This window comes from Streptomyces justiciae (genome assembly GCF_015163075.1).
In the GTDB taxonomy this organism is placed as follows: domain Bacteria; phylum Actinomycetota; class Actinomycetes; order Streptomycetales; family Streptomycetaceae; genus Streptomyces; species Streptomyces justiciae.
In genome coordinates, this window is the sequence record NZ_JADDXU010000006.1 from 456,825 (window position 1) to 469,387 (window position 12,563).

Annotated in this window: 15 protein-coding genes; 11 read left to right on the plus strand and 4 right to left on the minus strand. The window is 72.6% G+C overall.

Translation table 11 applies throughout. The features are described from left to right. The first annotated feature begins 39 nt into the window (after window positions 1–39). The 3 genes from IQ210_RS19955 to IQ210_RS19965 all read left to right on the plus strand — a co-directional run bounded on the left by IQ210_RS19955 (window position 40) and on the right by IQ210_RS19965 (window position 3,974). Window positions 40–771 (plus strand): class II aldolase/adducin family protein, encoded by a 732-nt coding sequence (locus tag IQ210_RS19955; protein WP_194080398.1) that lies wholly within the window; start codon window positions 40–42, stop codon window positions 769–771. Window positions 772–1,281: 510 nt separating this feature from the next. Beyond that, window positions 1,282–2,409, plus strand: coding sequence for an alpha/beta hydrolase (locus tag IQ210_RS19960; RefSeq protein WP_194080399.1), 1,128 nt, complete (start codon window positions 1,282–1,284; stop codon window positions 2,407–2,409). Window positions 2,410–2,567: 158 nt separating this feature from the next. Then, a complete protein-coding gene (locus IQ210_RS19965; protein ID WP_194080400.1) occupies window positions 2,568–3,974 on the plus strand; it encodes a hypothetical protein in 1,407 nt (468 codons plus the stop codon). 14 nt (window positions 3,975–3,988) lie between these two features. On the opposite strand, the gene IQ210_RS19970 is transcribed toward IQ210_RS19965, so the two are convergent. Together IQ210_RS19970 and ypfJ are read right to left on the minus strand one after the other, a co-directional pair. Then, window positions 3,989–4,402 carry a VOC family protein gene (locus IQ210_RS19970; protein WP_194080401.1) on the minus strand — a complete coding sequence of 138 codons (414 nt, stop codon included), beginning with the start codon at window positions 4,400–4,402 and terminating at the stop codon, window positions 3,989–3,991. 115 nt (window positions 4,403–4,517) lie between these two features. Then, window positions 4,518–5,411 carry a KPN_02809 family neutral zinc metallopeptidase gene (ypfJ, locus tag IQ210_RS19975; RefSeq protein WP_194080402.1) on the minus strand — a complete coding sequence of 298 codons (894 nt, stop codon included), beginning with the start codon at window positions 5,409–5,411 and terminating at the stop codon, window positions 4,518–4,520. 190 nt (window positions 5,412–5,601) lie between these two features. Between ypfJ and IQ210_RS19980 the strand changes: the two genes are divergently transcribed. The 3 genes from IQ210_RS19980 (at window position 5,602) to IQ210_RS19990 (ending at window position 8,680) form a co-directional block, all read left to right on the plus strand. Beyond that, window positions 5,602–7,200 (plus strand): ABC-F family ATP-binding cassette domain-containing protein, encoded by a 1,599-nt coding sequence (locus tag IQ210_RS19980; protein WP_194080403.1) that lies wholly within the window; start codon window positions 5,602–5,604, stop codon window positions 7,198–7,200. A gap of 335 nt (window positions 7,201–7,535) precedes the next feature. After that, on the plus strand, window positions 7,536–7,757 hold the full coding sequence (locus IQ210_RS19985; RefSeq protein WP_004002281.1) for a helix-turn-helix domain-containing protein: 222 nt from the start codon (window positions 7,536–7,538) through the stop codon (window positions 7,755–7,757). A 128-nt stretch (window positions 7,758–7,885) separates the two neighbouring features. Then, complete coding sequence (locus IQ210_RS19990) at window positions 7,886–8,680, plus strand: enoyl-CoA hydratase/isomerase family protein (protein WP_194080404.1); 795 nt, start codon at window positions 7,886–7,888, stop codon at window positions 8,678–8,680. A gap of 13 nt (window positions 8,681–8,693) precedes the next feature. On the opposite strand, the gene IQ210_RS19995 is transcribed toward IQ210_RS19990, so the two are convergent. After that, the gene (locus IQ210_RS19995) at window positions 8,694–9,374 is read right to left on the minus strand and encodes a nucleopolyhedrovirus P10 family protein (protein WP_194080405.1); all 681 of its coding nucleotides are present in this window, start codon (window positions 9,372–9,374) and stop codon (window positions 8,694–8,696) included. A gap of 87 nt (window positions 9,375–9,461) precedes the next feature. Between IQ210_RS19995 and IQ210_RS20000 the strand changes: the two genes are divergently transcribed. From IQ210_RS20000 to amaP, 5 genes are read left to right on the plus strand one after another with little or no spacing between them, the layout of a single operon-like run. After that, complete coding sequence (locus tag IQ210_RS20000; protein ID WP_194080406.1) at window positions 9,462–9,926, plus strand: Asp23/Gls24 family envelope stress response protein; 465 nt, start codon at window positions 9,462–9,464, stop codon at window positions 9,924–9,926. A 31-nt stretch (window positions 9,927–9,957) separates the two neighbouring features. Next, the gene (locus IQ210_RS20005) at window positions 9,958–10,158 is read left to right on the plus strand and encodes a hypothetical protein (RefSeq protein WP_194080407.1); all 201 of its coding nucleotides are present in this window, start codon (window positions 9,958–9,960) and stop codon (window positions 10,156–10,158) included. Next, window positions 10,155–10,529, plus strand: coding sequence for an Asp23/Gls24 family envelope stress response protein (locus IQ210_RS20010; protein ID WP_194080408.1), 375 nt, complete (start codon window positions 10,155–10,157; stop codon window positions 10,527–10,529). The genes IQ210_RS20005 and IQ210_RS20010 overlap by 4 nt, the downstream gene beginning before the upstream one ends. After that, a complete protein-coding gene (locus IQ210_RS20015; protein WP_194080409.1) occupies window positions 10,526–11,164 on the plus strand; it encodes a DUF6286 domain-containing protein in 639 nt (212 codons plus the stop codon). Before IQ210_RS20010 ends, IQ210_RS20015 begins: the two co-directional genes overlap by 4 nt. A 5-nt stretch (window positions 11,165–11,169) precedes the next feature. Then, window positions 11,170–11,748 carry an alkaline shock response membrane anchor protein AmaP gene (gene amaP / locus IQ210_RS20020; protein ID WP_194080410.1) on the plus strand — a complete coding sequence of 193 codons (579 nt, stop codon included), beginning with the start codon at window positions 11,170–11,172 and terminating at the stop codon, window positions 11,746–11,748. A 55-nt stretch (window positions 11,749–11,803) separates the two neighbouring features. On the opposite strand, the gene IQ210_RS20025 is transcribed toward amaP, so the two are convergent. Beyond that, window positions 11,804–12,559: an SDR family oxidoreductase gene (locus IQ210_RS20025; protein ID WP_194080411.1), complete on the minus strand. Its 756-nt coding sequence runs from the start codon at window positions 12,557–12,559 to the stop codon at window positions 11,804–11,806. Window positions 12,560–12,563 lie beyond the last annotated feature (4 nt).

The following is a 12,563-nucleotide window of genomic DNA, read 5'->3' on the forward strand; positions in this document are numbered from 1 at the left end:
CCGGCGTTACGTCGGAGCCGCGCCTGGCAGGATCGCGGCATGGCTGAGCAGCGGCAGGAGCAGCGGGACGGACGGGACGCCCGGGAGGACGCGCGGACCGTGGGCGAACCGTGGGGGCGCGGTGTGCGCGACGAGGAGGCCCGCGCCTGGGAGCAGCTCGTCGCCACCGCCCGCCGCACCGTCACCGACGGACTCGTCGTCGGCACCTCCGGCAACGTCTCCGTCCGCGTCGGCGACACCGTGCTGGTCACGCCGTCAGGAGTGCCGTACGACCGGCTGACGCCGGACGACGTCACCGGCGTCGACCTCGACGGCCGGCAGGTCCTCGGCAGCCTGGTCCCGACCAGCGAACTGCCCATGCATCTCGCCGTCTACCACTCCACCGGCGCCCGCGCCGTCGTCCACACCCACGCCGTCCACGCGACGGCCGTCTCCACGCTCGTGCCGGAGCTCCCCGCGGTCCACTACATGTCCGGCGCGCTCGGCGGCGCCGTCCGGGTTGCCCCGTATGCGACGTACGGCACCGAGGAGTTGGCCGAGAACATGCTCCACGCCCTCGCCGACCGCACCGCCTGCCTCCTCCAGAACCACGGCACGATCGCCTACGGCAACACCCTCGACCAGGCCTTCGACCGCACCGCTCAACTGGAGTGGATGTGCCACCTGTGGCTGACGGCCTCGTCGGTACCGGGCCTGACCCCGACCCTGTTGTCGGAGGAACAGGTGGCCGAGGCGGGGGAGAAGCTACGGGGGTACGGCCAGCGCGGGTGACATATGGCCGCCAGGGACATCGACGGCTCCTGACGCCCACCGCGACGGCGCCTGGCTGGGACGGTGCCTGGCCGGGACGGCAGCCCGCCGGGACTGTGCCCGGGCCGGGTCGGCACCCGCCACGACGGCACGCCGCCGCGCCTGCGCCCTGCCGCGAAGGCGCCCCGCCGGGTCGGTGCCCCCCGCTGCCACGGCCTCCCGCCCCCTCGGAGCCCCGCCACAACGCACCTGTCCGGCGCCAACGGACCCGCCCGGATCGTCGGCAACGCGCCCTGCCCACCCGCGCCGCCGACAACGCATGTCAGCCCGGCCGTATCGAACCCGCCCGGATCGTCGGCAACGCACCCAGCCCGGCCGTACCGCCCCCGCCCGCACAGTCGGCAACGCACCCCAGCCCGGCCGTACCCACCCCGCCCGCGCCACCCACAACGCACCCCCACCCGCCACCGACCATCACCCTCACCCGCCCTCCCACTGGCCCCCACCCCCCTCCACCCGGACACTGGACGGGTGCGCACTGTCAAAGCGACGGCCGCCGCCGTCACCGTGGCCCTGGCCGCCGGAGCCGCGAGCGTTGCCGCCGGGCGGCTCGCCAGCGATGCCGCTCTCAAGGCGCCCCCCGGCCGGCCCCTGCCCAGCGAACCCCGGCTCACCGTGCACGCCACGGCCGCCGGCCAGATCGCCCTGACCCGGGACCTCGCCGCCCTGCGCCCCGGCACGTACGGCCTCGCCGGCGACGGTGTCCACGCGGTCGTCGGCCCCGTCCTCGGCACCGCGTCCCACTCCGCCGACACCGTCGTACGCCGCCTCGAACGCGTCACGCACGGCACCCTGGAGCCCGGCGACAAGGTGTGGTTCACCTCCAACGTCCACACCGGCGACCCACGCTCCGCCCTCGGCCTCGACCACGCCGACGTCGACATTCCCGGCGAACTCGGCACCCTGCCCGCGTGGTTCGTGCCCGGCGTCCGCGACACCTGGGTCATCGCCGTGCACGGCCTCGGCGCCACCCGCGAACTCTCCATGAACGTCATGCAGTTCCTCGTCGACCGGCGCTTCCCGGTGCTCGCCCTCGGCTACCGCGGCGACCCCGGCGCACCCCGGCAGCCCGACGGCCTCAACCACCTCGGCGAGACCGAGTGGCGCGACCTGGACGCCGCGATCCGCCACGCCCTCCGCAACGGCGCCCGGAACGTCGTCCTGCACGGCTGGTCCACCGGCGCCACCATGGCCCTGCGCGCCGCCGCCCACTCCGGCGTCCGCGAGCGCATCAAGGGCCTGATCCTGGACTCCCCGGTGCTCAGCTGGGAGACCACCCTGCGCGCCCTCGCCTCGGCCCGCCGCACCCCGGGCGCCCTGCTGCCCCTCGCCGTCCGCGCCGCCCAGGGCCGCACCGGACTGCACGGCGACCGCCTCGCCGAAGCCGTCGACCCCGACCTGCTCAAGGTGCCCACCCTGATCCTGCACGGCCCGGACGACACCGTCGCCCCCTGGGCCCTCTCCCGCCGCCTCGCCGCCACCCGCCCCAACCTCGTCGCCCTCCACACCGTCCCGCACGCCCCGCACGGAGCCATGTGGAACGCCGACCCGACGGGCTACGAAGAGGCGCTCCGCCGCTTCCTGACGCCGCTGATGTAACGGCGTACGCCGCCGGTCGCGAAGGTTCCGTTTAAGGCCGTACCACTGGCCTGATCCCGGTCCCCGACCGCCCGCCGCGACCCGTGCGTTGGCCATCCCCGTAGCCCGCCGTTACATTCCGTTTGGGTTTTCGGACCGTCAACCGGAAGACTGCACCCGTGACGTCCCGTATCCCGCGCGACTCCAGGCTTCGACTCGTCCGCACGCGACCCCTGGCCGCCGCCCCCCGAGCGATGAACCAGCGGCGCTCGCGCCGCCCCGCACCCCGCCCCCCGGAGGGCACCCCGGCACAGGCCGAGTTGGCCAGAATGGCTCGCTCCGGCCTCGCCGGCGCGGCCCGCGTCGCCCACTGGGCCGACGCCGCCCTCGGCCCCGGCCGGGACGGCGGCAGAGCCGACGGCAAGGCCACCCTCTCCGACGAGACCGCCGAACGGGCCGCCGCCGACCTGGGCCTGACCCCCGCTCAGATCCGCGCCGACTGGGACACCGCCCGCCTCGCCGGCCTCGTCGAGGTGCACGGCGACAGCGCCCGCCCCGGCTGGCGCCTGCGCGCCTGGGACCGCGACGACAGCGCCGTCCTGCGCGGCTGGGTCGCCCTCTTCGACGCCTGGTCGCTGGCCCACCCCGAACCCGCGGACCACGAACCCGCCGCCGTCGCCGAGGTCGTCTCGGCCATGCCGCAGGTGCTCTCCTTCCTCCAGCTCTCCGCCGGCCCCGTGCCCGTGGAACAGCTCCTGGACCTCCTGGAGCAGCGCGTCACCGAACTGCGCACCGAACGCTGCGAGATCCCCTACGGCCCGCAGCCCGACCCCGCCGCGCAGCCCCAGCCGCAGACCGCGGACGCCCCCCTCGCACCGCTCCTCGACTGGGCCCTGCACGCCCTGGCCTCCGTCGGCGCCCTCACCTACGGCGACGGCCAGGCCACCCTCACCCCGCTGGGCAGCTGGGCGGTGTGGGTCAAGCTGGAGCAGATCTGCGTCGCCGCGCAGAGCCCCGCCGGCAACATCGAGGTCGTCGCCGAGGAGATGCTCCGCGGCTGCGCCCAACTGCGCCCCAACGCCGCCCGCGCCGAGTACCGGGCCTGGCTCGCCGCCCGCCCCGTCGGCAGCGCCGTCACCGAACTCATCGACGCCGCCCGCGGCGAGGACGCCCTGCTGCGCGGCCTCGCCTTCGAGGCGCTGCGGGTCGTCGGCGCCCCCGCCGAGCCCGATGTCCGCGCCGTGGCCGACGAGCCGACGCTGCGGCCGTACGCCCTGCTGTGGCTCGCCGAGCACGACGGCCACGACCCGGAGGACGCCCACGAGGTGCTCACCCGGGAGGAGGCCACCTGGCTCTGGGTCGACACCGCGGCCGCCGTCGCCGACCACGGCGAGGCCCCCCTGCTGGTGCGGCACCTGGAGTCCGCGGTGCAGCCGACCGTGCCCATGCTCCTCGACGAGGTGCGGGCCGTCGGTCACCCCCGCACCGTCCAGGTCCTGGTCGCCCTCGCCGCCGCCCACCCCGACCCCGCCCTGGCCAAGGCGGTCCGCCGGGCGGCCTTCCAGGTGCACACGGGCCGGAGCTAGGAAGGCGAGGAGCCCTAGCCGCCTATCTCCGGCGTATAGGTCCCGAAGCTCCAGATGTTGCCCTCGACGTCACGGGCCATGTAGTCCCGCGCTCCGTAGTCCTGGTCCGTCGGGGGCATCAGGATCTCCGCGCCCTGCTCCACGGCGTGCCGGTGGTGTGCGTCGACGTCGTCCACGGCGACGTACACCCCGGTCGTGCCCGCGTCCTTCATCGCCGCGTCGAAGAGACCGCCGCGCCCCTTGGAGCCGACCATCACCGCGCCGTTGCCCTGCACCAGCTCGGCGTGGAACACCGAGCCGTCCTCACCCTCGTACACCGACAGCTCGGTGAAGCCGAACGCCTCCGTCAACTGCCGGATCGCCGCCTTGGCGTCCGCGTACAGCAGCGTCGGATAGATGCTGGGTCGTCCCGCGTTCGTGCCTGCCATACCGATCACTCCCTCGTGATCCGGAAACACCCGGAAATCGATGACTGCGACGTGCGGCCCAGTCTTGCAGCGACCACTGACAACGGCCCCTGACCTGGGAAAACCCCAACGCCGGTCAGCGGAAGGTGTTGCACTTCGCCATGTCGCCGCTCTCGTACCCCGTCCGGAACCACTGCTGCCGCTGCTGCGCCGACCCGTGCGTCCACGACTCCGGCGTCACCCGCCCCTGGAACCGCTCCTGGATCCGGTCGTCGCCCACGGCCGCCGCCGCGTCCAGGCCGTCGGTGATGTCGGCGGTGGTGAGGCTGGTGATGAGGGGCCGGCCCGTCGACTCGTCCTTCGTGGTGGTCGCGTGGTGCGCCCACACCCCGGCGTAGCAGTCCGCCTGGAGCTCGACCTTGACCGCGTTGCTGCTCGCGCCCGTGCGCCCGTCCTGGGACCGGCTCAGCGTTCCCATCAGGTCCTGCACGTGATGCCCGTACTCGTGCGCGACGACATAGGCCTGCGCGAAGGCGCCGCCGCTCGCGCCGAACTTCGACCGCAGCTCGTCGAAGAAGCCGAGGTCCAGATAGACCTTCCGGTCGCCGGGGCAGTAGAACGGCCCGACCGCGGAGGTCGCCGACCCGCACGCCGTGCCCACCCGCTGGCTGAAGAAGACGGTGGGGGAGCGGGAGTACGAGCCGCTGCGCCGCGCGAACTCCTGGTCCCAGTAGTCCTGCACGCTGTTGACCACGGCCACCATCCGGCAGTCGTCCCGGGTGTTCGCGTCTTGCCCGGTCCGGCAGCTCTGCTGGACCTGCGCGAGACCGGACGCCGTGGCGGCGGGTTGGTCGGAGCCGCTGTCGGAGAGGCCCAGCTGGTCGGGGCCCACCCCCAGGAACAGCCCCAGCAGCAGCGCGATCAGTCCGGCGACGCCGCCGCCGACGGTCGCCCTGCCTCCGGGGATGCGGCTGCCGCGCACGTCCTGGACCTCGGAGGTGTCCAGTTTGGCGTCGTCGTCGAACTGCATGCCGTCATCGTGATCCACGGCTCCGGCACCCGCACCCGGAGCAGGCCGCGGTTCCCGAACACCCGCACCCAGAAAAAGTGCTTGCACGCCCCCGTTAGACTTGGCCCATGGCCATTCTCCTCGCGCATTAGACGGCGGGAACGTCCTCAGCCGCCCACAACCCGTCAAACACACGCCCTGGAGTCTGTCCGTGATCTCCGCCACCGGTATCGAGCTGCGCGCCGGCGCCCGAGTCCTCATCGAGTCCGCCACCTTCCGAGTCGCCAAGGGCGACCGCATCGGCCTGGTCGGCCGCAACGGCGCGGGGAAGACCACCCTCACCAAGTGCCTCGCCGGCGAGGGCATCCCCGCCGCCGGCCAGATCACCCGCTCCGGCGAGGTCGGCTACCTCCCGCAGGACCCCCGCACCGGCGACCTCGACGTCCTCGCCCGCGACCGCATCCTCTCCGCGCGCGGCCTCGACGTACTGATCCGCAAGATGCGCGAGAACGAACAGCGGATCGCCAACGGCCAGGGCGCCACCCGCGAGAAGGCGCTCAAGCAGTACGAGCGCCAGGAGACGGAGTTCCTCACCAAGGGCGGGTACGCCGCCGAGGCCGAGGCCGCCACCATCGCCGCCGCGCTGAACCTGCCCGACCGGGTGCTCGGCCAGCCGCTGCACACCCTCTCCGGTGGTCAGCGCCGCCGTATCGAGCTGGCCCGCATCCTGTTCTCGGACGCGGACACGCTGCTCCTCGACGAGCCGACGAACCACCTCGACGCCGACTCGATCGTCTGGCTGCGCGACTACCTCAAGACCTACCGCGGCGGCTTCATCGTGATCTCCCACGACGTCGACCTGGTCGAGACGGTCGTGAACAAGGTCTTCTACCTGGACGCCAACCGCGCCCAGATCGACGTCTACAACATGGGCTGGAAGCTCTACCAGCAGCAGCGCGAGGCCGACGAGAAGCGCCGCAAGCGCGAGCGGCAGAACGCCGAGAAGAAGGCCGCCGCCCTGCACTCGCAGGCCGACAAGATGCGCGCCAAGGCCACCAAGACGGTCGCCGCGCAGAACATGGCCAAGCGCGCCGACCGGCTGCTCGCGGGCCTGGAGGCGGTCCGGGTCTCCGACAAGGTCGCCAAGCTCCGCTTCCCGGAGCCCGCGCCCTGCGGCAAGACCCCGTTGACCGCCGAGGGCCTGTCGAAGTCCTACGGCTCGCTGGAGATCTTCACCGACGTCGACCTGGCGATCGACAAGGGGTCGAGGGTGGTCATCCTCGGGCTCAACGGTGCGGGCAAGACGACCCTGTTGCGGCTCCTCGCGGGTGCCGAGCAGCCGGACACCGGTGCGGTCGTGCCCGGTCATGGCCTCAAGATCGGCTACTACGCCCAGGAACATGAGACGCTCGACCCCGAGCGCTCGGTCCTGGAGAACATGCGCTCCTCCGCACCCGACCTGGACCTGGTCGAGGTCCGCAAGGTGCTGGGCTCCTTCCTGTTCTCCGGCGACGACGTCGACAAGCCCGCCGGCGTCCTCTCCGGTGGTGAGAAGACCCGTCTCGCCCTCGCCACCCTGGTGGTGTCGTCGGCGAACGTGCTGCTGCTCGACGAGCCCACCAACAACCTCGACCCGGCCAGCCGCGAGGAGATCCTCGGCGCGCTGCGCACCTACAAGGGCGCCGTCGTCCTGGTCACCCACGACGAGGGCGCCGTCGAGGCGCTCCAGCCGGAGCGGATCATTCTGCTGCCGGACGGCGTCGAGGACCTGTGGGGCGCCGACTACGCGGATCTGGTCGCCCTGGCTTGATCGAATGCGTGATCCACGGCGTATGGATCATTCGGCTTACCGGTGATCCATCATCTGTGTGAGATCTCCTCGTACCGGGGTGTGTCCTACATCCATTTCGCGGCCGATCCCTTTGTCGACAAGGGATCGGCCGTCGTACGTCTCTGACCTGCCCCTTCACAAATGAACCCGTTCGGCGGTACGAACGTGCCGCGATGGAATCCCGGATTCCGTATGTGGGGATGCGCTCCTGTCGTCACAACCTTGTCTTACGGACCTTGCCGAATGGGTGGCCAGGAAGCCCGGGAGGGGTGATCATGAGGAGACCAGAGCGCACTTCCCATGAGGAGGCACGGGTGGCCGAGACTCTGAAGAAGGGCAGCCGGGTGACCGGCGCCGCGCGCGACAAGCTCGCGGCAGACCTGAAGAAGAAGTACGACTCCGGTGCGAGCATCCGGGCGCTGGCCGAAGAGACCGGCCGCTCGTATGGCTTCGTACACCGGATGCTCAGCGAGTCGGGCGTCACGCTTCGTGGGCGTGGCGGCGCGACCCGGGGCAAGAAGGCCGCGTCGTCCTGATTCCGGGCGGCCCCTCGGCTTCGATGGTGGCCACCCGGTCGGTCGGCTGACCGTCCGGGTGGTTACTGTGCAGTCACTTAGCCGTGCCGTGTGGCACGGCGGATGACCGCACTCATCGGAGGCGCCCCATGGGCCAGGAACTCGTTCCCCTGCTCGACAAGGACGGCGTACGGCTCACCGTCGAGGACACCCTCGCCACGGTGACGCTGACCAACCCGGCCAAGCTCAACGCGCAGAGCCCCGCTCTGTGGCGGACGCTCGCCGAGGCGGGTCGGCTCGTGCCGGGCTCCGTCCGGGTCGTCGTGCTGCGCGGTGAGGGCAAGTCCTTCTCCGCGGGGCTCGACCGGCAGATGTTCACGCCGGAGGGGATCGAGGGCGAGCCGTCGTTCATCGACCTCGCCCGTAGTGGTGACGCCGAACTCGACGCTGCCATCGCGGAGTTCCAGGAGGGCTTCACCTGGTGGCGGCGGAGCGACATCGTGTCCATCGCCGCCGTCCAGGGGCATGCCATCGGGGCGGGCTTCCAGCTCGCGCTCGCCTGCGACCTTCGCGTCGTCGCCGACGACGTGCAGTTCGCCATGCGCGAGACCGGTCTGGGCCTGGTCCCTGACCTCACGGGCACGAACCCGCTCGTCTCGCTGGTCGGCTACGCCCGTGCGCTGGAGATCTGCGCCACCGGGCGCTTCGTCCTGGCCGAGGAAGCCGTCAACACCGGCCTCGCCAACATCGCCGTCCCCCGGGACCAGCTCGACGACGCCGTACGCGACCTCGCCGGCGCCCTGCTGGCCGCGCCGCGGGACGCCGTCATCGAGACCAAGGCGCTGCTCCGCGGTGCCCAGGACCGCACCTACGACGAGCAGCGCGCCGCCGAGCGTGCCGCACAGGCGCGCCGACTGCGCGACCTGGCCGGCATCGGCGAATAGCCCTCACAGGCGTTCACCCGACCGTGGTGACCAGCACCGCCACCGTCGGATGACCGGGGAGCGCCTTCCCCACCTGCTCGCGGACCGCCCGGGCCACGTCCAGCGCCCGGTGGTCCGCGTCGACCGCCACCTCCACCCGGACGTGGCGCCGCGGCAGCGCCGCCTCGCTCCGCACCGTCTGCCCCAGCGCGGCGGTGAGCCCCGCGACACCGGGCACCGCGAGGGCGGCGGCCGCCGCGGGATCGTCGGCCACCACGGCCGACGGCGGCTCGGGCTGTCGTACGGCAGGGGCCTCCGGCTCCTCGTCCAGCAGCGCCGTCACCTCCAGATCGACCTCCGCCACCGCCAGCCCCAGCAGCTCCGTGGCGGCGGTCGCCAGGCCCGCCCGCAGCCGTTCCGCCGTCGTCGGCAGCGGCTCCTGCGCGGTCGCCGCGAATCGCGCCGAGACCCGCAACGGCCCCGGCGGCAGCGCGCTCGGCGGCGGCGGTACGACGGGCTCGTGCGCCGCCTCCGGATCGGCGAGCGCGATCCGCAGCGACTCCAGACGTACGCCGCGCAACCCTCGTACCGCACGCCGCAGCACCGCCTCGGCCGCCTCCTCCGCGATCCACGCGCCGTCGCGCGCGCCACCCAGGGGGAGCAGTCTGCCGAGGCCGAGCTGATGCCGTACGGACTGTGTCCATCGGTCGGTCATTGCTCCAGCCTGCCGCATCTCCGGCGCGCGCGGACGCAACCCCACTTACGGTGGTTCAAGGACGACGATCGAAAGGGATGTACGGCGATGACTGAGCAGACGCAGACTCCCGACATGGAGACCGCCACGCAGCCGCGCAAGGCCGTCAAGCGCGGCGGCGGTGACCCGGCGACCCGCGGGCGGACCACCATCGCCGACGGAGTCGTGGAGAAGATCGCCGGGCTGGCAGCCCGGGACGTCCTCGGCGTGCACGCCATGGGCAGCGGGCTCTCCCGCACCTTCGGGGCCGTCCGCGACCGGGTGCCCGGCGGCTCGAAGTCCGTGACACGCGGCGTGAAGGCCGAGGTCGGCGAGGTGCAGACCGCCCTCGACCTGGAGATCGTCGTCGACTACGGCGTGTCGATCTCCGACGTGGCGCACGCCGTCCGGGAGAACGTCATCGCGGCGGTGGAGCGGATGACCGGCCTCGAGGTCGTCGAGGTCAACATCGCGGTGAGCGACGTGAAACTGCCCGAGGAAGAGGACGAGGAGCCGGAGCCCCGGATCCAGTGAACGGTTTCCGTACGGCTGAGGGGAGTGCGGCATGAGCATGGCCGTGATCGGCATGATCGCCGGTATGGCGCTGGGCTTCGCCGGGTACTTCGGCGGGTTCGGAGCCTTCCTGCTGGTGGCGGCCCTGGGCGCGATCGGGTTCGTCGTCGGCCGCTTCATGGAAGGGGACCTGGAGATCGGCGACTTCTTCCGCACCCGCGACGACCGCCGTGACCGGCGGGGACCCAGATGACCGCCGAGACCGGCGAGCTGCGCAGACCCCTGACCGTCGTACCACCAGGTGAGCGCGGCGCGACCAGGATCGCCGACCGCGTCGTGGCGAAGATCGCCTCGCAGGCGGCGCGCGAGGCGATCGGGGAGGTCCCGGACGAGGCCGCGCCCGCGCACGCCACCGTGGTGGTCCACCACGACGTCGCCCGCGTCCACGTCCACCTCGAACTCGGCTACCCCACCGACATCGGCGCCCGTTGCGCGCGCGTGCGTCGACATGTGGTGGAGCGGGTACGCGCGTTGGTGGGAATGGAGGTGTCGGAGGTCGCGGTCCAGGTCGAGCGGCTGCATCTGACCCCGGCGCACGGCGCGGCACAGGGGAGGACGCGATGAGCGAGCCCCAGGGCTCCGAAGGCACGACCCAACGACTGCCGGTTCTGGAGAAGCCGACCGAGCCGGACCCTTCGCCACCTGCCCTTGAGGGCGGCGAAGGCCGCTTCTGGTCGCCCCGGCGCGTCCCCGCGGCCGTCGTCGCGGTGCTGCTCCTCGCCGTCGCCGGACTCTTCCTCTACGACATCGCGGCCGTCCGCGCCGAACAGCCGGCCATGCGCTGGCGCCGCGAACTGGCGACCCAGCTCGCCGAGCGCCCCCTGGACGACACCTGGGTCCTCGTCGGCGCCGGCGTCGCCGCCGCCCTCGGCCTCTGGCTGGTCGTCCTCGCCGCCACCCCCGGTCTGCGCGGCCTCCTGCCCATGCGGCGCACCCACACGGACGTACGGGCCGGACTGCACCGCGAGGCCGCCGCCCTCGTCCTGCGCGACCGGGCCGTCGAGGTCGCCGGCGTGCAGTCGGTCCGGGTCCGGCTCTCCCGCGCCAAGGCCGACGTCAGCGCGGTCTCCCACTTCCGTGAACTGGACGACGTACGCGCCGATCTGGACGCCGTGCTCGGCGACGCGATCCAGGGACTGGGCCTGGCCCGGCCGCCGTCGCTGTCGCTGCATGTGCGGCGGCCCGGGAAGAAGGGGTGAGGGCCGTGCTCAGGGTCGTCAACCGGGTGCTGCTGGGCCTGATCGGGCTCGTGCTGGTCGTCGTGGGCGGCGCGGTGCTGGCCGTGGGGCTGGGCGCGAACCCGCCCTCCTGGTGGATCCACGACAGCCGCCACGACGTACTCCTCGACACCGCCGAACGCACCCGCTGGGAGGGCCACGGATGGTGGTGGCCGACGGTCCTCGCCGTACTGGCCGTTCTCGTCCTGCTCGCCCTGTGGTGGCTGGTCGCGAACCTGCGCCGCCACCGCCTCACCGAGGTCCTGGTCGACACCGGCGACGGCGAGGGCGCGCTGCTGCGCGGCCGGGCCTTGGAGGGCGTACTGGCCGACGAGGCCACGCGGTTGGACGGCGTCGCCCACGCCCAGGTGCATCTGAGGGGCCGCCGCAACGCCCCGGAGACCCGCGTACGGCTCCTGCTGGAACCGCACGTGGACCCCGGGACGGCATTGAGCCACGTGACGGCCGAGGCGCTGACGCACGCGAGGAATTCGGCGGGCCTGGAGTCACTGCCGGCGGAGGTCCGCATGAAGGCGGTCAAGCACCGGGCAGAGAGGGTCAGTTGAGGTTCTGTCTTTAGGGGCGCGGGGAACTGCACGCCCAGCCCCCACCGGCCGCAGCTTAAAAGCCGTGCCGCATGCCCCCATCAACAGGAACCATGATCCCGGTCAAGTAAGAAGCAGCGGGCGACAAAAGAAACGCCGCCGTACGCCCGAACTCCTCCGGCGTCCCATACCGCCGCAACGGAATCCGAGCTTCGTTCGCGGCCCGCGTGGCCTCCGGATCCGCGGACAGCCCGTCCAGCTCACGCACGCGATCCGTGTCGATACGCGACGGCAGCAACCCCACGACCCGAATCCCCCGCGGCCCCAACTCGTCCGCGATCGACTTCGCGAACCCGGCGAGCCCCGGCCGCAGCCCGTTGGAGATCGTCAGCCCCGGAATCGGCTCGTGCACGGAGCCCGACAGCACGAACCCGATGACACCGCCCGCCTCCAGCTCGGCGGAGGCCGCGCGAGCGAGCCGTACCGCGCCCAGGAACACCGACTCGAACGCGCTGGTCCACTGCTCGTCCGTGTTGTCCGCGACGAACCCCGGCGCGGGCCCGCCCACGCTGATCAGGATGCCGTCGAAGCCGCCGAAGTGCTCCCGCGCGGCCGCGATCAGCCGGGCCGGGGCCTCCGGGTCGGCGTTGTCGACGGCCACGCCGACGGCGTTCGGCCCCAGCTCGGCCGCCGCGTCGGCGACCCGCTTCTCGTCCCGCCCGGTCAGTACCACCTTCGCCCCGTCGGCGACCAGCTCGCGCGCGGACGCGTTTCCGAGGCCGCGCGTGGCCCCGGTGACGACGAACACCCGGTCCTTCAGTCCAAGATCCATGGCC